Source organism: uncultured Streptococcus sp., from assembly GCF_963525625.1.
Classification (GTDB): Bacteria; Bacillota; Bacilli; order Lactobacillales; family Streptococcaceae; genus Streptococcus.
Genome location: NZ_CAURLD010000003.1, coordinates 146,728 through 168,886 on the forward strand (window position 1 = coordinate 146,728; position 22,159 = coordinate 168,886).

22 protein-coding genes are annotated in these 22,159 nt (G+C 42.0%); 17 read left to right on the plus strand and 5 right to left on the minus strand.

Going from position 1 to position 22,159, the window contains the following annotated elements; all coding sequences use genetic code 11:
- The first annotated feature begins 231 nt into the window (after positions 1 to 231).
- The 4 genes from RYK49_RS02970 (at position 232) to RYK49_RS02985 (ending at position 3,491) form a co-directional block, all read left to right on the plus strand.
- On the plus strand, positions 232 to 783 hold the full coding sequence (locus tag RYK49_RS02970) for a putative immunity protein (RefSeq protein ID WP_314830929.1): 552 nt from the start codon (positions 232 to 234) through the stop codon (positions 781 to 783).
- Positions 780 to 2,129, plus strand: coding sequence for a potassium transporter TrkG (locus RYK49_RS02975; protein ID WP_314864819.1), 1,350 nt, complete (start codon positions 780 to 782; stop codon positions 2,127 to 2,129). Before RYK49_RS02970 ends, RYK49_RS02975 begins: the two co-directional genes overlap by 4 nt.
- A 10-nt stretch (positions 2,130 to 2,139) precedes the next feature.
- Positions 2,140 to 2,811 (plus strand): TrkA family potassium uptake protein, encoded by a 672-nt coding sequence (locus tag RYK49_RS02980; protein WP_032913402.1) that lies wholly within the window; start codon positions 2,140 to 2,142, stop codon positions 2,809 to 2,811.
- Between the two features lie 158 nt (positions 2,812 to 2,969).
- Positions 2,970 to 3,491, plus strand: a complete 522-nt coding sequence (locus RYK49_RS02985; protein WP_002895319.1) for a GNAT family N-acetyltransferase — start codon at positions 2,970 to 2,972, stop codon at positions 3,489 to 3,491.
- A gap of 380 nt (positions 3,492 to 3,871) precedes the next feature.
- Here RYK49_RS02985 and RYK49_RS02990 read toward each other — a convergent pair whose 3' ends face one another.
- Together RYK49_RS02990 and RYK49_RS02995 are read right to left on the minus strand one after the other, a co-directional pair.
- Positions 3,872 to 4,333, minus strand: coding sequence for a hypothetical protein (locus RYK49_RS02990; protein WP_314830925.1), 462 nt, complete (start codon positions 4,331 to 4,333; stop codon positions 3,872 to 3,874).
- 5 nt (positions 4,334 to 4,338) lie between these two features.
- The gene (locus RYK49_RS02995; RefSeq protein WP_314830924.1) at positions 4,339 to 4,947 is read right to left on the minus strand and encodes a hypothetical protein; all 609 of its coding nucleotides are present in this window, start codon (positions 4,945 to 4,947) and stop codon (positions 4,339 to 4,341) included.
- Between the two features lie 153 nt (positions 4,948 to 5,100).
- Between RYK49_RS02995 and rimM the strand changes: the two genes are divergently transcribed.
- The 3 genes from rimM to RYK49_RS03010 all read left to right on the plus strand — a co-directional run bounded on the left by rimM (position 5,101) and on the right by RYK49_RS03010 (position 9,083).
- Positions 5,101 to 5,619, plus strand: a complete 519-nt coding sequence (gene rimM, locus RYK49_RS03000) for a ribosome maturation factor RimM (RefSeq protein ID WP_314830923.1) — start codon at positions 5,101 to 5,103, stop codon at positions 5,617 to 5,619.
- The gene (gene trmD, locus RYK49_RS03005) at positions 5,609 to 6,331 is read left to right on the plus strand and encodes a tRNA (guanosine(37)-N1)-methyltransferase TrmD (RefSeq protein WP_314830922.1); all 723 of its coding nucleotides are present in this window, start codon (positions 5,609 to 5,611) and stop codon (positions 6,329 to 6,331) included. Before rimM ends, trmD begins: the two co-directional genes overlap by 11 nt.
- A 190-nt stretch (positions 6,332 to 6,521) precedes the next feature.
- The gene (locus RYK49_RS03010; protein WP_314830921.1) at positions 6,522 to 9,083 is read left to right on the plus strand and encodes a CAP domain-containing protein; all 2,562 of its coding nucleotides are present in this window, start codon (positions 6,522 to 6,524) and stop codon (positions 9,081 to 9,083) included.
- A 147-nt stretch (positions 9,084 to 9,230) separates the two neighbouring features.
- On the opposite strand, the gene RYK49_RS03015 is transcribed toward RYK49_RS03010, so the two are convergent.
- From RYK49_RS03015 to RYK49_RS03025, 3 genes are all read right to left on the minus strand, one after another.
- Positions 9,231 to 10,067: a sugar ABC transporter permease gene (locus RYK49_RS03015; RefSeq protein ID WP_314830920.1), complete on the minus strand. Its 837-nt coding sequence runs from the start codon at positions 10,065 to 10,067 to the stop codon at positions 9,231 to 9,233.
- A complete protein-coding gene (locus RYK49_RS03020; protein ID WP_314830919.1) occupies positions 10,067 to 11,425 on the minus strand; it encodes a sugar ABC transporter permease in 1,359 nt (452 codons plus the stop codon). The genes RYK49_RS03015 and RYK49_RS03020 overlap by 1 nt, the downstream gene beginning before the upstream one ends.
- Before the next feature lie 81 nt (positions 11,426 to 11,506).
- Complete coding sequence (locus tag RYK49_RS03025; protein ID WP_314830918.1) at positions 11,507 to 12,763, minus strand: extracellular solute-binding protein; 1,257 nt, start codon at positions 12,761 to 12,763, stop codon at positions 11,507 to 11,509.
- A 319-nt stretch (positions 12,764 to 13,082) separates the two neighbouring features.
- Between RYK49_RS03025 and uvrC the strand changes: the two genes are divergently transcribed.
- The 10 genes from uvrC to RYK49_RS03075 all read left to right on the plus strand — a co-directional run bounded on the left by uvrC (position 13,083) and on the right by RYK49_RS03075 (position 21,950).
- Positions 13,083 to 14,918 (plus strand): excinuclease ABC subunit UvrC, encoded by a 1,836-nt coding sequence (gene uvrC / locus RYK49_RS03030; protein ID WP_314864821.1) that lies wholly within the window; start codon positions 13,083 to 13,085, stop codon positions 14,916 to 14,918.
- 56 nt (positions 14,919 to 14,974) lie between these two features.
- On the plus strand, positions 14,975 to 15,520 hold the full coding sequence (locus RYK49_RS03035) for a hypothetical protein (protein ID WP_314831137.1): 546 nt from the start codon (positions 14,975 to 14,977) through the stop codon (positions 15,518 to 15,520).
- 259 nt (positions 15,521 to 15,779) lie between these two features.
- The gene (locus RYK49_RS03040) at positions 15,780 to 16,385 is read left to right on the plus strand and encodes a nitroreductase family protein (protein ID WP_314831136.1); all 606 of its coding nucleotides are present in this window, start codon (positions 15,780 to 15,782) and stop codon (positions 16,383 to 16,385) included.
- Positions 16,386 to 16,455: 70 nt separating this feature from the next.
- Positions 16,456 to 17,862 carry a dipeptidase PepV gene (gene pepV / locus RYK49_RS03045; protein ID WP_314831135.1) on the plus strand — a complete coding sequence of 469 codons (1,407 nt, stop codon included), beginning with the start codon at positions 16,456 to 16,458 and terminating at the stop codon, positions 17,860 to 17,862.
- Positions 17,863 to 17,915: 53 nt separating this feature from the next.
- Positions 17,916 to 18,500 (plus strand): uracil-DNA glycosylase family protein, encoded by a 585-nt coding sequence (locus tag RYK49_RS03050; protein WP_314831134.1) that lies wholly within the window; start codon positions 17,916 to 17,918, stop codon positions 18,498 to 18,500.
- Positions 18,501 to 18,512: 12 nt separating this feature from the next.
- A complete protein-coding gene (locus RYK49_RS03055; protein WP_002930655.1) occupies positions 18,513 to 19,001 on the plus strand; it encodes a prolyl-tRNA synthetase associated domain-containing protein in 489 nt (162 codons plus the stop codon).
- Positions 19,002 to 19,276: 275 nt separating this feature from the next.
- Positions 19,277 to 20,239 carry a zinc-binding alcohol dehydrogenase family protein gene (locus RYK49_RS03060; protein WP_314831133.1) on the plus strand — a complete coding sequence of 321 codons (963 nt, stop codon included), beginning with the start codon at positions 19,277 to 19,279 and terminating at the stop codon, positions 20,237 to 20,239.
- Positions 20,232 to 20,546, plus strand: a complete 315-nt coding sequence (locus tag RYK49_RS03065; protein ID WP_314831132.1) for a rhodanese-like domain-containing protein — start codon at positions 20,232 to 20,234, stop codon at positions 20,544 to 20,546. The genes RYK49_RS03060 and RYK49_RS03065 overlap by 8 nt, the downstream gene beginning before the upstream one ends.
- Before the next feature lie 343 nt (positions 20,547 to 20,889).
- The gene (gene ldcB, locus RYK49_RS03070; RefSeq protein WP_314831131.1) at positions 20,890 to 21,630 is read left to right on the plus strand and encodes an LD-carboxypeptidase LdcB/DacB; all 741 of its coding nucleotides are present in this window, start codon (positions 20,890 to 20,892) and stop codon (positions 21,628 to 21,630) included.
- 29 nt (positions 21,631 to 21,659) lie between these two features.
- Positions 21,660 to 21,950: a cupin domain-containing protein gene (locus tag RYK49_RS03075; RefSeq protein WP_002906439.1), complete on the plus strand. Its 291-nt coding sequence runs from the start codon at positions 21,660 to 21,662 to the stop codon at positions 21,948 to 21,950.
- Positions 21,951 to 22,159: the final 209 nt, after the last annotated feature.

A 22,159-nucleotide genomic window follows, 5' to 3' on the forward strand; every position in this document is an offset into this window, starting at 1 on the left:
ACAAGACCCTTAATGAAACAAGCCGTTAGGCGCAGTTGCATTTAGGGGTGTTGATGCAGTTCGAGCTCCGCGAGAACTACGTTCTTTAATTTTCTTGCCGAAACAGGTTATTAGGTGCAGTTGAGTTTAGGACCATTGATGCAGTTCGAGCTTCGCGAGAACTAGGTACTTCATTTAAGATGGGAACGAAATGCAGGGGCGAGTTTAGAGAAATTATAAACTGGAGGACATATGAAGTCAGAAGATTATGCTTGGAACGCTAATGAGCGTATGTGTTATGAGAATGATCAAGTGAGTTTACCGAGCCCTTACAAGCTGAAAATTCTAGATGATGGTGAGAAGAGATTGGAATTGGAGCTTGTTTTGGAACAGCTTCCTCAGGGGCAACTGGCTCGATGGGCTATGAAAATGGCGTCAAGCTTTATAGCTCTGATAGATACGGAAGATGAGGTTGAAAAGCAGAAGATTTTGACTCAGGTAAGAGAGGTTTTTCAGGATCGACTTGATGGGAGGGCATCTGCCTATGAACTAAGGCAGGTTGGTTTCTTGGCTAACAAACTGTCGCAGCAAGCCCAATCACAAATCGGTAAGTATGCTGCGCGTGTTTTTGCCCAAGGAGTCGCAACAGGCCACATGCGGGGCCATGCTATTGTCGCAGCGGATTATGCCATCAAAGTTAGAAACTTGCAGAGTCCGGATGATTTGCAGCTGGCTACCAAGGAAAGAGAAGGGCAGATAGAGCTAGCCTCTGCTTTTATCAGATTAGGAAAGGAAACTTTATGAAGCATTTATTTTCACGCTTGTCACCAGCGCAAAAGATTATCTTGTCTTTTCTTCTGGTGATATTCTGTGGCTCCTTGCTACTCAGTCTGCCTTGGGTGCAGACGGCAAGTTCCCAAGCGAGCTATCTGGATCATCTTTTTACAGCTGTCTCGATGGTCTGTGTGACAGGGCTTTTTACTCAATCGGTTGTGGATACATACAATGTCTGGGGACAGCTCCTTTGTATGCTGCTGATTCAGATTGGTGGCTTGGGAATCCTGACTTTTATCGGATTTTTCACCATGGAAAGTCGGAAAAAGCTCAGCCTCAAGGATCGCCGTATTCTGCGGGATAGTTTTAGTTATGGTCACAATCGTACCTTAGGTCAATTTGTCCGTTCGATTTTTATCACGACTTTTAGTATCGAAGGACTGGGTGCGCTCCTTCTCATGATTCGCTTCATTCCCAAGTTTGGTCTGAGAAAAGGGATTTTTAATTCTATCTTTTTAGCCGTTTCTGCATTTTGTAATGCGGGCTTTGATAATTTTGGCAATGATAGCCTACTAGGCTTGCAGACAGATGTTTTGGTCAATATCACCTTGGCTCTCCTCATCATTACCGGAGGACTGGGCTTTATGGTCTGGTTTGACTTGGCGACTAAATTGGGAGGAAAACAGAAGGGGCTGCACTTTCATACTAAGGTAGTCTTGCTGCTGACTGCTGGTCTCCTCGTTTTTGGGACGGTCACGAGTCTCTGGACGGAGTATAATAATCCTGGAACGATTGGCAATCTTTCCTTTGGCGATAAGCTACTGGTCAGCTTTTTTCAGACAGTCAGTATGAGGACAGCTGGCTTTGCTTCCATTGATTATACAGCTGCTCGTCCAGTAACCCTGTTTATCTATCTGCTCCAGATGTTTCTGGGAGGGGCTCCGGGTGGTACAGCGGGCGGTCTGAAAATTACGACCTTCCTAGTTCTTTTTCTTTTTGCTCGAAAGGAAATCCTGGGCTTGCCTCATACCAATATGGGACGGAGAACGCTGTCTCCTCAGCTAGTGCAGAAGGCTTTTGGTGTGACAGTGATTTTTCAGCTGACATTTTTGCTTGGTCTTTTGGCTCTTGGGCTAGTGACCGATAGCAGTCATCTTTTTATTTACCTGATATTTGAGACTGTGTCGGCATTGGCTACAGTTGGTGTCACGGCCAATATCACTACCAGCCTCAATACAGCTGGTATGATTGTGATTATGTTGCTAATGTTTATTGGACGGGTGGGGCCGCTGACTCTTATGGTCAGTCTCAACCATTATCAACCGAAGAAGGCTGCAACCTTGCATTACAGCAAGGCGGACATTATGATTGGATAGGAGAAAAGAAATGGCAAATCAAACAGTTGGAATCCTCGGCTTGGGGATTTTTGGACAGAGTATCATTGAGGCCTTGATTTCTCAAGATGTAGAAATCATTGCGATTGATAATCACGAAGAGACAATCAATCAGTATGAAGACATGATTGCCGTTGGTGTGATCGGGGACATTACTGATATGGAGCTTTTAGAGGCGGCAGACGTTGGGTCCTGTGATACGGTCATCGTAGCGACGGGAGAAAGTCTGGAATCCAGCGTCCTAGCGGTCATGCACTGCAAGGCATTGGGCGTTAAAAATGTCATTGCCAAGGTCAAAGATGAAGTAACTCAGCAGGTGCTGGAAAAGGTGGGAGCTGATCTGGTTATTCTGCCTGAAGTGGAGGCTGGTATTTCATTGGCCAAGACTATTCTCTTGAACCATTCGATTGAGGTCTTCCAGCTGGATGACGATGTAGTAGTGGCTGAGTTTGAACTGCCTGCTAGCTGGGTCGGGAAAACGGTCCGTGAAGTAGATGCTCGCAGGCTTTATCATCTTAATATTATCGGCTACCGTCTGACAAAAAATCAGCCTTTGGAAAGCAAGTTTACTCCAGACTTTGTTTGGCCAGAAGGCGTCAGCATTATGGCTGTGACTGATAACCAGCATTTGGATAATTTACGTGAAATAGTGAGTAGCAGCTAGGATAATTCCTCTTCGGTGGGGGCCAACCGATTCTATCTAGGCATTCGGCACCTTTCTATTATATGAAGAAAAAATGGATACATAGGAGCTCTTTCAGGGCTCTTTTTTGAAACCAGTTGCAAAATTTATTATACTATCACTAGAAAAGGAGTGATTTTATGAGCTTAACCAGCCAGATCATTACAGCAGATTTTCCAGATTTGGATAAGGTAGAAGCCTTGAATAATGAAGGTTTCCCAGAAGAGGAAAGGATACCGCTCAGTGAATTTTTACGATATGAGGAACAGGAGGATGCTAATTTTTTCGCCTTTTATCATGAAAAGGAATTTGTTGGTTTTGCCTTTGCCATCTCCAACGCGCAAGCCTTTTATGTTAGTTTCTTTGCTATTATGCCCCACTTGCGCAGCCATGGCTATGGCGGTGAAATCATCGAAAAGCTGGTCAATTTCTATCAGCGAACCATGCTTTTAGAAATCGAGCGCCTAGATGAGCCGTGTGATAATCTTGAACAGCGTCAGGCTCGCTGGGAATTTTATAAAAGCAAGGGTTTCCGCTCGTCGAATGCATTTCTGGAATATGAGGATCTTAGCTTTGAAATTCTTTATCGAGGGGATTCTTTTGACGAAGAATCTTTTTCGATACAAAGTCCTTGCCAGCCTTCCTCGCACTCATCCCAGTAGAAAAAGCGCTCCAGATTTTTAGGTCTGCCAAATAGTTTAGCTATGATTTTGGCTATTACAGGAATGCCCGTATTTTCCAGTAGCTCAATATAGGGGCCTTGACTAAAGTATATTAAGGCATTGTTGGGTTTTTCCCTTCTGCCGTATTCGACGACAAAACCCTTTGCTTCCCATTCCTTGACCGCTTCCTGTAAGTTTTTACCTTGTAAATCAGATGGCCGCTTCTCATCATAGTAGCCCCTCCTTTTCGAATTCTGTCTTTACCTTAGCATAGATTTTTAGGAAAAACAAGATTTACCGTAATATAATACATTTTTTGGGGATAGAAAATGACCGAGATAGAAACTCGGCCAATGAGTAAGCGTTGTTTTAGGTATTTATTATCCTAGTATTTCAGCAATAGCATCTCGAATCTCCTGAACGGTTGCGGATTTGCTATGGTCACTGGTATCGAACTCGATGTATTGACCATCAGAGTTAATAGTTCCCCCGACAGGACCTTCGGATCCATCCACAGATGTTCCGAAGGCTGGTGACAAACTTTTATCCACATCATCAGTATCAATAACTATAATACGAGTATCAGCCTTTAAATCGTCTAACATCGGTAGAGAAGAAGAGGAAGTCATACCCTCTTTTGAATAATATTCCAGAAATGCTTTAACAGTTCTATTCTCTACTTGAGCTATTTTTTCTTCTACTTGACTATGGATTCTTGTCTCACTTGTCTGACTTTCCTGAGCTAAGGTCTTCTTAGATTGTGTCAGAAAAATCAGACTGCCAATAGTAGCAGCAGAAAGAATAGCAGAGGAAACTAATAGTCTTTTCAATCTTTTTCCCATAGGCATCACCAATTACTTACAGTAAAGTAGGTACCAGCAGGCGCATTATATGTACTATATTGCAAACCATAAGTATAGCTACCTCTATTGACATCACTGTATATATATCTTGGAGAACCTGGATATATAGGAGTTCCTCCAACTACACCACTATCAACAAAAGTTTCCCATAATAAATATCCCCCTGTACCTATTTGTGGATGGTAAAAAAATCTGGAGCGTTGCCAACCAGGACCTGATACCTTTTCAAAGGCACGTTGTCCGTTGCGTACAGTGTAGCCACGAGGTGGATTGAGTCTTGGATAACTGAATAGGGTAACGCCCTGTTCCATTTGAATACTGTTTTTTTCCGGAACTAATGAAGTAACACGTTCTTTTGCTTCTTTGACTGTGATGACCTCCCCACCAGTTTCATCAATTTGTTCCTGCTCAAAATTTGGACTACCATCCATATTTAAAACAAAATCACCTGAAGGTAGATACAAGATATATTGATTTTCATTGAGATTCTCATACATTTTTAACATACTTTCATCAGCGTTTACCTTTGAAAAAGTGAATGTAATAAGAAGTGTAGAAATAATAATGCTTATTTTTAAAATTGTATTTTTCATCTTGTCCTCCTAATAAATAGAAAACGCTTACCTGTGTATAATTATACATAATATATATATAAATGTCAAGAGTAAAAGAAATAATTTTTCATCTTGCACCATCTTTTTTATCATGATAAAATACTAGGCAGAGTATAATATGTTGGAGTCGAGATGAATTATTTTAATGTTGGAAAAATCGTCAATACGCAAGGTCTGCAAGGTGAGATGCGGGTTTTGTCAGTGACGGATTTTGCAGAAGAGCGTTTTAAAAAAGGAAATACCCTTGCCCTGTTTGACAAGAAGGAGCAGTTTGTTATGGATGTGGAGATTGCCAGCCATCGCAAGGTTAAGAACTTTGATATTATCAAGTTTAAGGGGATGTACCACATCAATGACATCGAGAAATTCCGTGATTTCACTCTGAAGGTCCGAGAGGAAGATTTGACGGACTTGGAAGACGGGGAATTTTACTACCATGAAATCATCGGCCTTGAAGTCTATGAAAATGACATTCTTCTTGGTACGATTAAGGAAATTCTGCAGCCAGGAGCCAATGATGTCTGGGTGGTCAAACGTAAGGGCAAGCGCGACTTGCTGCTGCCTTATATTCCGCCAGTGGTGCTGGGGATTGACATTGAGCAAGGTCGGGTTGATGTAGAGATACCGGAAGGACTTGACGATGAAAATTGATATTTTGACTCTCTTTCCGGAGATGTTTGCGCCCTTGGAGCACTCTATCGTTGGTAAAGCACGGGAAAAAGGCCTTTTGGAAATCAACTATCATAATTTCCGAGAAAATGCTGAAAAATCTCGGCATGTAGACGACGAGCCATACGGCGGAGGTCAGGGTATGCTGCTACGGGCTCAACCTATTTTTGATGCCTATGATGCCATTGAAAAGAAGCAACCGCGCGTGATTTTGCTGGATCCTGCTGGTCGGACTTTTGACCAAGCCTATGCTGAGGAACTGTCTAAGGAAGAGGAACTCATTTTCATTTGTGGCCATTACGAAGGCTATGATGAGCGGATTAAGACTTTAGTGACAGATGAGATCTCGCTTGGGGACTATGTCCTTACTGGAGGAGAATTGGCGGCTATGACCATTATTGATGCTACCGTTCGCTTGATTCCAGAGGTTATTGGCAAGGAAGCCAGTCATACTGATGATAGTTTTTCATCTGGACTCTTGGAATATCCTCAGTACACTCGCCCCTATGATTATCGCGGCATGGTCGTTCCTGAAGTCCTCATGAGTGGCCATCATGAAAATATCCGTAAGTGGCGTCTCTATGAAAGTCTGAAAAAGACCTATCTAAGACGGCCTGACTTACTGGAAGGCTATAAGATGACGTCCGAAGAAGAAGCGATGTTAGAAGAAATTCGACAAGCTCAATCTGACTGACAAGCAAAGTTAACTCTTAGAAAGGATCTAGGAGTTTTTGCTTTATTCAATACAAAAATGCTCATTTTTGTTGGAAAAACCACCTTATTTTTCTAATACAACATTTTTGTAACTAAATTGTAATAAAAAAACTATTAAAAGGATACGTTTACTACTAGTTAATACTAGCGTTTTGTGATAGTATATTACTATGCGGGCTGCTATACCCAGATTAATTATAGTATGTGAGATTATAAAAAGGAGATTGATTATGGAAAAGAAAATAGGCAAGTCTGTTGTAGCGACTGGTATCGCGGCTACAACTATTATTTCTGGTGGACTGACCCATCAAGTGCACGCGGATGAGTTGGTTGAATCAACTATAACAGCTCCACAAGCGACTGAAGTAACTGGGAAACCAGTGACAGCAGCAGATGTAGCAGTTGCCCAAGAAAATGCTGAAGCTGCTAAAGCTAAACTCGATGAGCAAAGATCGATAGTAGATACTGCTAAAACAGAAGCTGAAGATGCAAAAACTAGCGTGAAAGTGGCTGAAGCCGCTGTTGAGAATGCTAAAGAAATACAGGCAGAAGCAACAGAAGAAAATGTTGCTAAAGCGGAGACAGAAGCAAAAACAGCAGAGCAAGAGGTTAGCACGAAAGACGTTGCTGTTCGAGAAGCAGCGGCTAAAGCTGCCAAGGCTGACCAAGCTGTTAAAGATCAAGCAAATACTATTAAAGCGAGTCAATCTCTGGTAGATGTTGCAGAGACTGAATTGAAACAAGCTAAAACACCACTTAACTCAGAAGAGCAAGCTGTAGCAACTGCTAAGAGTCAGCAAAGTCAAGCACAGACTGCTTTAGACAATGCAAAGTCTGAACTGACAAAGGCAGAACAAGCAGCGTCTTCTGCTCCACAAGTGCAGGCTGAAATCCAGAATAAAATCAATCAGGCAAAGGAATCTTTGGGTCAAACCAATCAAGCTATCAGCTCTCTTGAAGGACAGATTCTGGCTGCCGAGAAAGCAGCAGCAACAGCTCCTGTTGACCTTCGTAATACGACTTATTCTCAATTTTTAGAAAATGTCCGTAACAATGCGGCTAATCAGGAGATTCGTGATGCAGCTAACAATGCTCTTGCAGTTTACCAACGCGGACAAAATGAATTTGGTATTTCAGTTAATTCTGACCCAACAAGTCCAGCTAGTCTAGAAAATAATCTTCAAGCTTTGGAGTTGGTGAAGGCGATTAATGCTTACCGTCGTAATGCTGGCTTACAAGAGTTGTTGGTTGATCCGTATGCTAATGTAGCCAGCCAGATTCAGACTATTTACTTCGAGCGGAATAACTGGCACATGGGCAAACTGATTGGCAATGAAAATGTAGCCATTAGCTTTGACCCGCAAGGTGCTGTGAATTTCTGGCACAAAGAAAAAGAAAAGTATCAAGAGATTGCAGCGCAATATGGACTGCCTACTGATGAAACTCAGCTTGATGCTAATGCTATCTATATGCGGGTTGGTGCTGGCGTATTTGCTCAGATTGGACACTATGTTCAGATGATGGATAATAAAGCCAATGCTATCTCAGCAGCTTATGATAAGCATCCAAACCAATGGGGCACACCTCATGGTACATCCGAAGTTGGTTTCCATCATATTAGCAACTTTGACCAACGTGTTAATAATGGTACTTTGCTGACTGTTGCGGCTATGGAGCAGTTGTTACGTGCTGGTGGTGGTCGTTCTGTAGGTTCTAATGCAAATGTTACAGCGCTTAAGAATCAGTTAGCTGAACTCAAGGCTCAAAAAGTTGGTCAGGAATCAGCTATCAATATCCTCAATGTTCAATTAGCTGATGCTCAAAAGGCAGCGGCAGATCAAATTGCAGCAGTTGAAGCAGCTCGTCAGAAAGTAGCAACTGCTGAAAATAATCTAGCTTTGACCAAGCAAAATGTTGCCCTTAAGCAGGAAGCTCTCGACAGAGCGACAGCTAAGATTGCAGCAAACCTAGCACCTTATCAGACTAACTTGAGCAATGCTCAGGCAGTTCTAGCGGCAGCTAAGGATAAGTTGGCAGAACTTCAGTCAGCCCAAGAAGCTGCAAAAGCTAATTTGGGAACTGCTCAAGAGGACTTCATGGCTGCTCAAAAGACATTAGCAGCAGCTAAAAAGAAAGTTATTGATCTAAAAAATGCTCCTCAATTACTAGCAGAAGCTGAGCGGGAGTTGGCAGAAGCGCAGCTTGATTTTGAAGCTAAAGAAGCAATCTTAAATCAAGAAACTGCAACTTTAGCTGTCCTTGAAGAGGCTTACAACAGTCTTCAAGCCAATTATGAAAATCTCTTGAATATCTTGAACCAAGCATCTCTCCTTTATGGAAATGCTCTGAATAGCAACTACCGCTCAGGTGAGGATAAGAAGCTTTTAACTGCTGTTAAGGGTGGAGCAGCTGGTCCAGGTACAGAGGATGAATCTAAGAAAGATTCAGATGCTAAGACTGCAGAAGTTCATGCTAACACTCGTGAAGTCAAAGGAGCAACTACAGGTGCTGTTCAAACGGCTGGTAGTGGCGTATTCACTGATTTTGTTGTAAATCCTGCTGCTCAGCTTGCTAGCGTGGCTACGACAGCTGATAAGGCTCCAACAGTTCCTGCTATTCTGCCAAATACTGGTTCAGAAGCAGAACGCCTTGCAATTTTTGGTATGGCACTTGGTGCAGCTGCCTTTTTGGGAACCAACAAGCGCCGTCGCAGAGACGAAGATTATAATTAAAGAAATACAAAATGAGTCTGGAAATTATTCCAGACTCATTTTTTGTGTCTACTTTTGTGTCTACAGCAATTAAACAATCTAATATAAAAAGAAAGATAAAAACTTCCGATATTAACTGTCGGAAGTTTTCAATATACATAATGGATTCTATTTGACTGCGCCGCCTGTTACACCTTCTACGTAGTATTTCTGCATGAAGATGAAGAGAAGAGTGATTGGGATAGCGATGATAATCGCTCCAGATGTAAAAGGTAGGAACCATTTATTGATGGCGTCCTTATTAAGCATTTGGAAAAGTCCTAAAGCAACTGTGTATTTTTCCTTGACATCGCCTAGGATGACAGAGGCAAAGATGAAGTCGACCCAAGGTCCCATGAAAGCCATAAGCGCTGTATAAACGATAATCGGTTTTGAAAGCGGCAATGTAATAGTCCGGAAGATTTGGAAGCGGGTCGCTCCGTCGATCATAGCGGATTCGTCCAAAGAATATGGGATAGTATCAAAGAAACCTTTAGCAATATAGAAGCCTAGGGCTGCTCCAGCTGAATAAACCAGAATCAGTGATGTAAGGGTTTGTGTCAAATTGAGTGCTTTCAAGATGTAGTAAACCGCAATCATAGACATGAAGCCTGGGAACATGTTAAGTACCAGAGCCAGCTTGAGGAAACGATTTTTATGCTTGAATTTGATACGGCTGAGTGAGTAAGCCATACCCACAGTAATCAAAGTAGACAGGATACAGGTCGCTGTGGCAACAATCAGGGTATTCATAAACCACTGAAGAAAAGGATATGTGTTGTTATTAAACAGTCTGATATAGTTATCAAGAGTATAGGTCTTAGGGAAGAAGTAAGGGACCGCATTAGAACCTTCACCACGGAAGCTGGTCAGAAAAATCCAGATAATCGGCGTTAGCCAGATGAGTGCTAAAACAGTCAGTAAGACGTAAATCCCTAATAAACTGAGTTTTTTTCTATTTTTCATTATTTAGCAGTTCCTTCCTTGAATGATGCGGATCTAGTATAGGCTAAGAGACTGAAGGCTGCAGAGATTGCAAAGATCAGGATACCGATAACAGATGCCAGATTGTAGTCCTTGGCAGAAACGGTCAGTTTATAGAGCCAGGTAACCAAAAGGTCAGTTGAACCTGCCTGATAGTAGGAAGAGTTAGTAGGTCCACCGCCTGTTAGGAAGTAGATCACGTTGAAGTTGTTGATGTTCCCGATAAACTGTTGGATGAGTGATGGCGCCATAATCAAGAGAATTTGAGGGAAAGTAATGCTCTTGAAGATTTGAAGCTTGCTAGCTCCATCAATCTCAGCAGCTTCGATTTGCTCGCTAGGTAGGTTCATGATAATTCCGGTCGCTACCAGCATGGTAAATGGAATACCAATCCACATATTGACAAGGATGATTGAGAACTTAGCCCAAACAGGGTCACTCAAGAATGGAATTGGATGCTGAATGAGATGGAGGCTTTGCAATAATCCGTTCAAAGGTCCATTATCATTCAGGAAATTACGCATCAAAAGCAGGGATACGAACTGTGGAACTGCGATAGTAATAACGAAGAGCGTCCGCCAAACTTTCTTGTACTTGAGACCTTTTGTATTGAGCAAGAGAGCTAAAACGATTCCGAAGAAGAAAGTAGTAGCTGTCGCAGCAACCGCCCAAATCAAGGTCCAGCCTAAAAGTGGGAAGAAGGTGCTAGCCATACGACCTGAGAAAACATCACCAAAGCTAGAGAAGCCAACCCAGTCAAAGAGTGACTTAGGAGCTGGATGCTTATGGTCAAAGTTAGTAAAGGCCAAACAGATCATATAGATCAGAGGCAAGATGGTAAAGAGCAGTACTCCGATAAGTGGAATGCTCATCAGTCCCATGTGGAAGCGACCGTCAGCAAGTGTCTTAAAGTCCTCAACGAAGTTAGGGATCTTCTGGTCTGACTGCTTAAGAGCCATCAAGTGACGAGCACTTTTCAGATTACACCAGTAGATATAGGCGAAGATAGCACAGAAGATGAGAGAAGCAAGTCCAAAAATTAGCATTAGCATAGAGTTGTCACCAGCTACTTGAACGGTGATTTCCAAGCCATTAACTTTTTTGATAGTCTCTCCTTGCTCCTGAGTACCCAGAGTAATCATACCGCCGATAGCCGGAACGATTTGGACTGCAAAAGCAATCAGGAAAGCAATTTCTGAGAAGAGGAAGAGCAGCCCCTTGATAAATTGTTTGTTTACGAGGTTGCTCAGCCCCATTATCAGAAAAGAGAGTTTGACATCCCAGGTTCCCTCTTTAAAGACCTGAACCATGGATGCATTGTCATAAGATGACTGAGTCATAGTATTCTCCTTATATTTACAAAGAAAGAAGTGAGGAGACTGCCCTCCTCACTTCAATGCTTATTTTTATTCGTTTGAGTATTATTTAGCTGCTGCTAAATCTTTATCAAACTGTTGTAATTTTGCGAGGTATTGATCTTCACCAAATTTACCGTTGTAAGCATCGCTGAGGATTGCGGCACTTTCAGTCCAGAAGACAGACATTTGGCTAAGTTTAGGCATAACTGTTGTGTAGGTATCAGAAGATCCCATTGTGATAACAGCTTGTGCCAAGGCATCTTTCTTCACATCTTCAGACTCTTGTACTTCTTTGTTAGCTGGGATGATGTGACGTCCTTCAAACTTGAATTGGTTTTCTTGGCTTTCTTTGCTAGTAAGTGCTTGAGCCAGTTTGTAGCTTGCTGCGATACGGTCAGCGTCACCGTTTGAAGGTGTTTGGTTAACTGCGTAAAGTTTTACACCGAGGAAAGCTTTTTGTTGAACGTCTTGTCCACCGATGTTCACAGTTGGGTAAACTGAGATTCCAAGGTTGTCTTTGCCGACAGCTTTTTCAGCAGCAGCATAGTCCCATGGACCAGATTGGAAAGCGTCAACTGAACCATCTTCAAATTTAGCAAGAAGGTTAGCAGCATCTACGTTTACAAAACCGCTGTTATTCTTTTGAGCTGCGATGAACTTCAGAACGTTGACACCAGCTTCGTTACCCCAGTTTGTTCCGTCCACTTGCTCACCGTCTTTACCAAAGAGAGTGTCGCCAACAGAAAGGAAGAGTGGAGCAGTAGCGTAGGCATTAACTTCTTTCAAGTTTCCGCCGAATTTAGCTTTAGATGTAATTGTTTCGTATGATTTAACATCGTCAGCAGAAAGTTTTGACTTGTTATAGTAGGTTACTTGTGACTCGATACCGAATGGGAAAGCATAAGTTTTACCTTTATACTGAGCACCAATCGCTGCTTGTTCTGTATCGTTCTTCTTGATTTCTTCTGCCATATTAGAAGGAACTTCTTGGATAGCTCCAGCTTCAACTAATTTACCAAGTTGGTCGTGTGGCAGAGAGAAAACATCGGCAGCAGTACTAGCATCTTTTGTCAGATTTTCCTGAGCGTTTGGATCTTCCATTTCGACTACGTCAACCTTGTAGCCTGATTCTTTCTCGAACTTGCTAACTGTATCAGAGTAAGAATCTTTAGCACCAGTTGGTACCCAAAGTTTCAAGGTCTTGCTATCGGCTTTAGAAGAAGAGCTCTCCTTGCTGCTATTCGAGCTACAAGCTGCTAAGAGCGTTCCTGCAGCCAGCAAGCTGACACTGCCCAATACTACTTTTTTCCATGTTTTCATTCCTATTTCCTCCCGGAATTTTTATTTACAATTCTATTATGCAACCGTTTGCAATTTTTGTCAAGTCTTTTTTTGAAATTTTTTTAAAAATATATTAATTTTTCTAAAATTTTTCTATTTTATTTCTGTTTATTTAATCAAAGCCTATTAAAATGGCTGTGCAATCGCTTGCTTGATTTTCACTTAGAAAACGCTTTATTATGAAGAGATGAAGAGAAGTTATAGTTCATCATTACCTATGAAAAGAATCAAACTTATGATTTTCTAATAATCTAGTGTCTACCTGTTGAATACTTCCCTTTTCTGCTATAATAGACCTATGAACAAGCTAATCCAATCAAAGCTGGAACTGTTGCCGACCAGTCCTGGCTGTTACATTCACAAAGACAAAAACGGCACTATTATCTATGTCGGAAAAGCCAAGAATCTTCGCAATCGGGTCCGGTCTTATTTCCGTGGCAGTCATGATACCAAGACGGAGGCCTTGGTTTCTGAGATTGAGGATTTTGAGTTTATTGTCACCGAGTCCAACATTGAGGCTTTGCTTCTTGAGATTAATCTAATTAAGGAAAACAAGCCTAAGTACAATATCATGCTCAAGGACGATAAGTCCTATCCTTTTATTAAGATTACCAATGAAACCTATCCGCGCCTAATCATCACGCGCCAAGTCAAAAAAGACGGCGGACTTTATTTTGGTCCTTACCCCGATGTTGGTGCGGCCAATGAAATCAAGCGTCTTTTGGATCGACTCTTTCCTTTCCGCAAGTGTACAAATCCGCCTGAAAAGGTCTGCTTTTACTACCATCTGGGGCAGTGCAAGGCCCACACTGTTTGCCAGGTAGACAGCCAGTATTTCAAGGAGCTGGCCCAGGAGGTAGCGGCCTTTCTCAAGGGGCAGGATGACCAGATTATTGAGGATTTACGGGGGAAAATGGCTGGCGCAGCGCAAGCTATGGAGTTTGAAAAGGCAGCTGAGTACCGCGACTTGATTCAGTCCATTGGCACGCTGCGCACCAAGCAGCGGGTTATGGCCAAGGATTTGCAGAATCGCGATGTCTTTGGCTACTATGTGGATAAGGGCTGGATGTGCGTACAGGTCTTCTTTGTCCGCCAGGGCAAGCTAATTGAGCGTGATGTCAATCTTTTTCCTTATTACAATGATCCTGACGAGGATTTCTTGACCTATATCGGCCAGTTCTACCAGGAAAAATCCCACCTCAAGCCCAATGAAATTTTGATTCCAGCAGATATTGACGAAGAAGCTGTCCGAGCCATGGTGGATACCAAGGTGCTTAAGCCTCAGCGAGGCGAGAAGAAGCAGCTGGTCAATCTGGCTATCAAAAACGCTCGAGTCAGTCTTCAGCAGAAATTTGACCTCTTGGAAAAATCTATTGAAAAGACTCAAGGTGCAATTGAAAATTTGGGGCAGCTCCTTAACATTCCAACGCCTGTTCGCATCGAGTCTTTTGATAACTCCAACATCATGGGGACCAGTCCTGTATCAGCTATGGTGGTCTTTGTCAATGGTAAACCAAGTAAGAAGGACTATCGCAAGTATAAGATCAAGACTGTGGTAGGCCCGGATGACTACGCAAGTATGCGTGAGGTCATCAAGCGGCGCTATAGTCGGGTGATTCGGGATGGACTGACTCCGCCCGATCTGATTGTCATTGACGGTGGACAGGGGCAGGTCAATGTCGCTAAAGAAGTTATTCAGGACCAGTTGGGATTGGATATTCCCATCGCTGGACTGCAAAAAAATGACAAGCACCAGACTCATGAATTGCTTTTTGGTGACCCTCTGCAGGTTGTAGAATTATCCCGCAATTCGCAGGAATTTTTCCTACTCCAGCGTATCCAAGATGAAGTCCACCGCTTTGCTATTACCTTCCACCGCCAGCTCCGGTCTAAGAATTCTTTCTCATCACAACTAGATGGCATTGAAGGCTTGGGACCAAAACGCAAGCAAAATCTTATGAAACACTTCAAATCTCTAACCAAGATTAAAGAAGCCAGTGTTGACCAAATCGTCGAAGTCGGCGTACCACGAGCAGTGGCAGAAGCGGTGCGGGAGAAGTTAAATCCGAAAACTCAGGAGCAAGAACAAGCACAGTTGCGAGAGGTGGCGGAACCGCAAGCAGATTTAGAATAGACAAATCTCATATGAGGACTGTGTATGCAGAATTTCTTTATTAATAGGAGTCAATAATGAAAAAAATTATTACAACTAGTGTAGCGCTTTTATCGGTTATAACTTTAGCAGCATGCTCGGGTAAAACATCATCAGAATCTTCTACCAAAACTTCAAGTTCTGTAGAAAAATCTTCTTCTTCGAAAAATAAATCTAGCAGCTCTGAAACTTCATCAAAAACAGCTAGTTCAGATGCAGAAATCCCAGAAATTGTTCTTTTGACAGATGAAGAAATCGACAATGCTAAAACAATTGGTGACATGAAAGCTCTCTTTAGTAAGTTGATTGATAATTATAAAAAGTACATAAATGAAATCGGGGCTAAAGTACCTGAGGCTGGGAAAGAAGCATACAATCAACAAGTAGAACCGGCAATTCAGTCTATGGAAACTTCAAGAGAAACTTTTAATGACACGCTCTCAAGTGCTGGTTCAGATGATACAGAAGTTCCAGAACAAAATCGTGCTCTATTTGCTCAGCAATTGAAAACAGGACGTGATGCTATGAAGAAGGCTATTGAAGGGGCTTATAAAGCTCTTGGTCAGCTTAAATCTGGACAATAATATTAACAAAGCAGGTAAGAACCACCTGCTTTTTTTGTAGCAAAATGTAAAATAGATGGAAATTTAAGTGATTTAAAAGATAAGATTGAATCAAAAAATTTTTAAATAAAATATTGTTTATACACAATTATAAATAAAAATAGGCAGAATTTAAGCATTTCTAATAATGATTTAGTGAAATTTATGAAAGAAAAAAAACTGCAAACTCTTACAAAATATGATAAAATGAAGCTAATATATTTAGAAAAGGATGCGACTTATGAAATTTCTAGAACTCAATAAAAAGCGTCATGCGACCAAGCATTTCAATGACAAACCTGTGGATCCAAAGGATGTTCGCACAGCCATTGAAATTGCAACTTTGGCACCCAGTGCTCACAATAGCCAGCCATGGAAGTTCGTTGTGGTGCGGGAGCATAATCAGGCTCTAGCAGAGACAGCTTTCGGTGGAAATGTGGACCAGATTAAGGAAGCTCCAGTGACCATTGCCCTCTTTACGGATACAGATTTGACCAAGCGGACTCGTAAGATTGCGCGGGTAGCTGGAGTTAAGAATTTCTCTGATGAGCAGCTCCAATTTTACATGCAAAATCTGCCAGCTGAGTTTGCTCGCTATAGTGAACAGCAAAAGAGCGATTATTTATCTCTCAATGCTGGTCTGGTAACCATGAATCTTGTTTTGGCTCTGACTGACCAAGGTATCGGCTCTAACATCATCTTAGGTTTCGATAAATCTAAGGTTAATGAGGTTTTGGAAATTGATGAGCGTTTTCGTCCGGAACTCTTGATTACTGTTGGTTATACTGATGAAAAACTAGAACCTAGTTATCGTTTGCCAGTTGATGAAATCATTGAGAAACGTTGATATAATAGCGTTTGCGATTTAATTCGTAAGATGTAATGATTTAAATCGAATTATAGATTGAGGTAAAATAATGACAATTGATTTTAAAGCGGAAGTTGAAAAACGCAGAGAAGCTCTCTTAGCTGACTTGTTCAGTCTTTTAGAAATCAACTCAGAGCGAGACGATTCTAAGGCAGACAAGGAGAATCCTTTTGGACCTGGACCTGTTCAAGCTCTGCATAAGTTTTTAGAAATCGCTGAACGTGATGGCTATGAAACCAAGAATGTGGACAATTATGCTGGCCACTTTACTTTTGGTGAGGGTACGGAAGAACTTGGGATTTTTGCCCACATGGATGTAGTCCCTGCCGGGAGTGGCTGGAATACAGATCCTTACAAACCTGAAATTATTGATGGTAAGCTTTATGCGCGTGGTTCGTCTGATGATAAAGGGCCAACCATGGCTTGTTACTACGGTTTGAAAATCATCAAAGACTTGGGCTTGCCAGTATCTAAGCGTGTGCGCTTTGTGGTGGGGACAGACGAGGAATCCGGTTGGCAAGACATGGACTATTATTTCAAGCATGTTGGCCTACCTGAGCCAGACTTTGGTTTCTCACCAGATGCAGAATTTCCAATCATTAACGGTGAAAAAGGGAATATCACAGAATATCTCCACTTTGGTAACAGTAATGATGGCAGCTTTAAACTCAAGAGCTTCACTGGCGGACTTCGTGAGAATATGGTGCCAGAATCAGCGACAGCTATTTTTACAGCAGCAGTTGATGCAGCGGAATTGGATAAGAAATTACAAGACTTTGCTGCTGCCCACAAGCTTTCAGCTAGTCTGAAAGAAAATGGCGACGCTCTTGAAGTGACAGTCATTGGGAAATCTGCTCATGGTTCTACACCAGAGGACGGTATCAACGGAGCAACTTATTTAGCTCTCTTCCTCAACCAATTTGACTTTGCTGGTGACGCCAAGGCTTATCTGGAAGTGGCAGCTCAAGTTCTGCACGAGGACTTTACAGGTGAGAAGTTAGGAATCGCTTATACAGATGCTAAAATGGGTTCTCTTAGCATGAATGCTGGTGTTTTCCATTTTGACAGTGCCAAGGCTGACAATACCATTGCTCTGAACATCCGTTACCCTCAAGGTACTGATCCGAAAACGATTCAGACCGGTCTTGAAAAAGTTGCTGGTGTTGTGTCAGTAAGCCTATCTGAGCACGGACACACTCCGCACTATGTCCCAGTAGATGATGAATTGGTAGCAACTCTTTTGAGTGTTTACGAAAAACAAACAGGTCTCAAAGGACACGAGCAAGTCATTGGTGGTGGAACCTTTGGCCGTCTTTTGAAGCGTGGTGTGGCTTTTGGCGCCATGTTCCCAGACTATGTCAATACTATGCACCAAGCCAATGAATTTACAGATGTAGAAGACCTTTTCCGTGCTGCGGCCATTTACGCAGAAGCTATCTACGAATTAATCAAATAAAAAAGAAGAACTCGTTTGGTCTTGCCAAATGAGTTTCTTTGCAAGGAGCTGCTATGCATACATTAGATGATATTACTAAGGCCATCATGGCTGATTCAGAAAATCAAGAATTTACGAAGCAGGGAATCAAGCCGCTTTTTGCGGCGCCTCGGAATGCACAGATTAACATTGTTGGACAAGCGCCGGGGCTGAAAACTCAAGAGGCAGGGCTTTACTGGAAGGACAAGAGTGGTGAGCGGCTGAGAAAATGGCTGGGTGTCGATGAAGAGACTTTTTATAATTCTGGATACTTTGCGGTTTTGCCCATGGATTTTTATTTTCCGGGGCATGGGAAGTCTGGAGATTTACCACCTCGTAAGGGCTTTGCGGACAAATGGCATCAGCCGATTTTAGAGCTTTTGCCAGATATTGAGCTGACAATTTTGATTGGTCAGTATGCACAGAAATATTATCTGCATCAAAAAGGAAATATCAAGCTGACCGAGACGGTTCAGCATTATCAAGACTATCTGCCAGACTTTTTTCCTTTGGTTCACCCATCGCCTCGCAACCAAATCTGGATGGCTAAAAATCCTTGGTTTGCAGAGCAGGTTGTGCCAGACTTGCAAGCGTTGGTGCAAAAGATTATTCATCAATAAAGGAGAAAAACTATGGATGCTTATCAACAAGTAGCTAACAAGTTGCAAGAGTTGGGGATCACCTTTGATGTGGTGGAGCACCCACCTGCATTTACGACAGAGCAGGCAGATAGCTATATTGAAGGCATGGAGGGTGTTCGGACTAAGACTATGTTTTTAACCAATAAGAAGAAAACCCAGTATTACCTACTCATTATGGATGACAAGAAACGATTGGATATGGATGACTTTAAAGTTCAAGTGGGAGCCGATCGGATTCGTATGGCCTCATTGGACTCCTTGGCAGAGAAAATGAACCTACCAGCAGGAACTGTATCTCCCTTTGGTCTTCTCAACAATGAGGAGAAGGACATTCAAGTTTATTTTGATAGGGACATTGTATCAGAGGATATCATGACTTTCCATCCCAATACTAATGAAAAAACTATTTTTGTCTCTACAAGAGATTTATTTAAATTCTTGCAAGATTTAGGTTATTCTTACCAAGTTCTTGAGCTTTAACTAACCGTTTTGCTGAGTTAGAGGAACGCTATCCAGCTTCTCTTTCGAGTGATTAAACCTAGCAGATTGGTATCACTCGTTTGCTAGCACCTCTGTACCTCTATCTTGATCTTGGATGAAGGACGTATCCAGCAACTTGTTTCCTCTCAGGAGATTCTCCAACAGCCAGCCAATGATTTTGTCAAAGAACTATTAGATCTTGCTGGAGTATCTGACTGATGTTTTGAAAAGTCTAAGCTTAGAATGCTTAACTTTGTAGAAAGCGAGGTGATTCTATGGAAACGATGAAAGCAATAGTTATTTACGAAGCGGGTGGCCCAGAAAAGCTTCTGCTGGAAGAAAGACCAATTCCAGAACTTCAAGAAGGCTGGACTCTGGTCAAGGTCAGAGGATTTGGGATTAACCACTCGGAGATTTTTACTCGCGAGGGCTTATCGCCTAGTGTCACCTTTCCTCGGATTTTAGGTATTGAGTGTGTTGGCCATGTTGCCGAGACGACTCGAGCAGATTTAGAGGTCAGCCAGAAAGTGGTTTCCATCATGGGTGAAATGGGGCGAGCTTTTGATGGTTCTTATGCTGAGTATGTCCTCCTGCCGAACGAGCAAATTTATACAGTCGAGACCAACCTGACCTGGACAGAGCTGGCAGCAGTGCCAGAGACCTATTATACTGCTCTAGGCTCTATGAAAAATCTTCACATTGAACCCAATGACAAGATTTTGGTTCGGGCTGCCACTAGCGGTGTCGGTTTGGCCTTTGCTCGTCTGGTCAAGGCACAGTTTCCAGACACACATATCGTCGGCTCGGTCAATAGTGGTTCCAAACAGTTTCTACTCAAGCACCAAGCCTACGACGATATCATTATAGACCAGGATGGCCGACTGGAAACAAAGGATAAGTTTGATAAAATCCTTGAGTTGGTAGGTCCGGCAACTATCAAGGATTCTTTTGACCATATCGCAGAGGGGGGGATTATCTGTGTCACCGGTCTCTTGGGTGGTCAGTGGGAGCTGGATGATTTCAACCCAATCGAAGAAATCAAAAACAACAGTTTTCTGACAAGTTTCCACTCAGCTCATGTGAGCCAAGACTTGATGGATGAATTATTTAATTACATTGACCGCTATCAGGTCAATGTTACACCAAGGCGTGTCTTTTCCCTAGAGCAAGTGCCCAAAGCTCATGCTTTTATAGAGGGGACGGCAGGTTTTGGAAAAATTGTGATTATGAATGAATAGGAGAAAAATGATGCAAAAAATTAGTGCGAAAGATTTATATGACAAATTGCAGGCAGAAGAACTGCAGTTGATTGATGTCCGCGAGGGTGACGAATTTACAGCTGGACATGTCTCTGGAGCTCTGAATCTGCCTCTCAGTAGCTTGCCGGAGAATTATGGGCAATTAGATAAACAAATCCCCTACCATATCATCTGCCAAAAAGGCGGCCGCTCAGCGCGTGCCTGCGAATTTTTGGAAGCCAAGGGTTACCAAGTAATCAATGTCGAAGGAGGAGTGGAAGCTTTTCCTGCTAAATTGACGTTATGACAAGCGATTAAGAAGAGCAAATGCCGGAATAGATTGAATTTCCGGCCCTTTTTTTGTATACTATAGTAGTATAATAATTTAAGGATAGGAGAATATCTATGTCAAAAGAAGGTTGGCTTAGATATTTCTAAAAAAACAAAGTTCTTCCCAACTAAAGTAAGAAGAGTTTGTTTAAACTCAGTTGGTTAGAACAATTTTGGATTAAGTAAGCAAACTAGTCTCAAATTTCTGACTTTTCAGGCCAAAACACTTGGTAATTCATGTTGGCTAAAAGTCGTTGACTGGGTAACGCGAGTTCAGAACAGTCTTAATTTTTTTCAATTGGAAGGTGATTATAATCAATATGAAATACAAGAAATTATTACTTCTAAGCGTAGCTGTTTTCAGTCTTTCAGCTTGTTCTACGAACAGCAAGAGTAATAACAGCAGTACTGGCGGTAATCAACCTAATTCTTCTGTGTCTCAGGAAAAATCGGTTTCTAGTCAAGTAGCAAAAAACAAGGCAGAAGAAGTCAAAAATATTGACGAAAATGTTTCTTATAACGGCAGCTACTACAGTGTCAAAGGGAAATATGATGAGATTCTCGTAGTCAACAAACACTACCCTTTGTCAGCTTCCTATAACCCAGGTGAGAATACGACTGCTAAAGCAGAATTGCTCAAACTGATTGCAGACATGCAGGCACAAGGCTATGCCATTAGCGACCAATACAGTGGTTTTCGCAGCTATGATACTCAGACCGAGCTCTATCAAAACTATGTCAATCAGGACGGTAAAGCTGCTGCAGACCGCTATTCGGCTCGGCCAGGCTACAGCGAGCACCAGACTGGCTTAGCCTTTGACTTGATTGATAAAAATGGCAATCTCGTACAAGAAGCTGGAGCAAGTCAGTGGCTTCTAGATAACGCCTATAAATACGGTTTTATCGTTCGCTATCTAGAGGGTAAGGAAGGTTCAACTGGCTATATGCCTGAAAGCTGGCATCTGCGCTATATTGGTCAAGAAGCCAAGGAAATTGCTCAATCAGGCAAATCTTTAGAAGAATATTTCGGCATTACCGGTGGAGGCTATGAAGATCAGTAGTCACATCATCCATTAGAAGGAGGAAGAAAATGAAATTTTTTGTTACCAATCCCAATAATGATTTTGCAGAAACACCTGTGCAAGAAGAAGGCAGAATCATCCATCATCTGCATCTTGCCAAAGGAAAAGAAGTACCAGAGCACAGTGCTGATGCACTGGTAACAGTTGTTTGTTTGTCGGGAAATGTAAGCTTTTCTGCTGGAGAACAAACCGTACGGCTAGTGGCAGGTTCCTTTTTAACCATGGAGCCCAATGAGCCACACAGCTTGGTTGGAGAAGAAGATAGTCACCTCTTGGTTATCAAACAACTCAAATATTAATAAACTCAAAATACTAGAAGCTGCAATAAATGCTTCTAGTATTTTTTACTACTCTTTAACACTTATTCATTTCTGTAAATAAAAACCCACAATCAAGAAATTTATAATCAGATTCTTTGATTCTTAAAACAAACTTAAGTTTAGCTTAAAAAAGGCTTAATATAAGCTTAAAATAAACTTAAATAAAAAATCGTAATGATAGGGTGAGG

Excerpts from the sequence above, each read along its gene's own strand:
- RYK49_RS02970 (WP_314830929.1), top strand. The coding sequence starts at position 232 with ATGAAGTCAGAAGATTATGCTTGGAACGCTAATGAGCGTATGTGTTAT.
- RYK49_RS02975 (WP_314864819.1), top strand. The coding sequence starts at position 780 with ATGAAGCATTTATTTTCACGCTTGTCACCAGCGCAAAAGATTATCTTG.
- RYK49_RS02980 (WP_032913402.1), top strand. The coding sequence starts at position 2,140 with ATGGCAAATCAAACAGTTGGAATCCTCGGCTTGGGGATTTTTGGACAG.
- RYK49_RS02985 (WP_002895319.1), top strand. The coding sequence starts at position 2,970 with ATGAGCTTAACCAGCCAGATCATTACAGCAGATTTTCCAGATTTGGAT.
- RYK49_RS02990 (WP_314830925.1), bottom strand. The coding sequence starts at position 4,333 with ATGGGAAAAAGATTGAAAAGACTATTAGTTTCCTCTGCTATTCTTTCT.
- RYK49_RS02995 (WP_314830924.1), bottom strand. The coding sequence starts at position 4,947 with ATGAAAAATACAATTTTAAAAATAAGCATTATTATTTCTACACTTCTT.
- rimM (WP_314830923.1), top strand. The coding sequence starts at position 5,101 with ATGAATTATTTTAATGTTGGAAAAATCGTCAATACGCAAGGTCTGCAA.
- trmD (WP_314830922.1), top strand. The coding sequence starts at position 5,609 with ATGAAAATTGATATTTTGACTCTCTTTCCGGAGATGTTTGCGCCCTTG.
- RYK49_RS03010 (WP_314830921.1), top strand. The coding sequence starts at position 6,522 with ATGCGGGCTGCTATACCCAGATTAATTATAGTATGTGAGATTATAAAA.
- RYK49_RS03015 (WP_314830920.1), bottom strand. The coding sequence starts at position 10,067 with ATGAAAAATAGAAAAAAACTCAGTTTATTAGGGATTTACGTCTTACTG.
- RYK49_RS03020 (WP_314830919.1), bottom strand. The coding sequence starts at position 11,425 with ATGACTCAGTCATCTTATGACAATGCATCCATGGTTCAGGTCTTTAAA.
- RYK49_RS03025 (WP_314830918.1), bottom strand. The coding sequence starts at position 12,763 with ATGAAAACATGGAAAAAAGTAGTATTGGGCAGTGTCAGCTTGCTGGCT.
- uvrC (WP_314864821.1), top strand. The coding sequence starts at position 13,083 with ATGAACAAGCTAATCCAATCAAAGCTGGAACTGTTGCCGACCAGTCCT.
- RYK49_RS03035 (WP_314831137.1), top strand. The coding sequence starts at position 14,975 with ATGAAAAAAATTATTACAACTAGTGTAGCGCTTTTATCGGTTATAACT.
- RYK49_RS03040 (WP_314831136.1), top strand. The coding sequence starts at position 15,780 with ATGAAATTTCTAGAACTCAATAAAAAGCGTCATGCGACCAAGCATTTC.
- pepV (WP_314831135.1), top strand. The coding sequence starts at position 16,456 with ATGACAATTGATTTTAAAGCGGAAGTTGAAAAACGCAGAGAAGCTCTC.
- RYK49_RS03050 (WP_314831134.1), top strand. The coding sequence starts at position 17,916 with ATGCATACATTAGATGATATTACTAAGGCCATCATGGCTGATTCAGAA.
- RYK49_RS03055 (WP_002930655.1), top strand. The coding sequence starts at position 18,513 with ATGGATGCTTATCAACAAGTAGCTAACAAGTTGCAAGAGTTGGGGATC.
- RYK49_RS03060 (WP_314831133.1), top strand. The coding sequence starts at position 19,277 with ATGGAAACGATGAAAGCAATAGTTATTTACGAAGCGGGTGGCCCAGAA.
- RYK49_RS03065 (WP_314831132.1), top strand. The coding sequence starts at position 20,232 with ATGAATAGGAGAAAAATGATGCAAAAAATTAGTGCGAAAGATTTATAT.
- ldcB (WP_314831131.1), top strand. The coding sequence starts at position 20,890 with ATGAAATACAAGAAATTATTACTTCTAAGCGTAGCTGTTTTCAGTCTT.
- RYK49_RS03075 (WP_002906439.1), top strand. The coding sequence starts at position 21,660 with ATGAAATTTTTTGTTACCAATCCCAATAATGATTTTGCAGAAACACCT.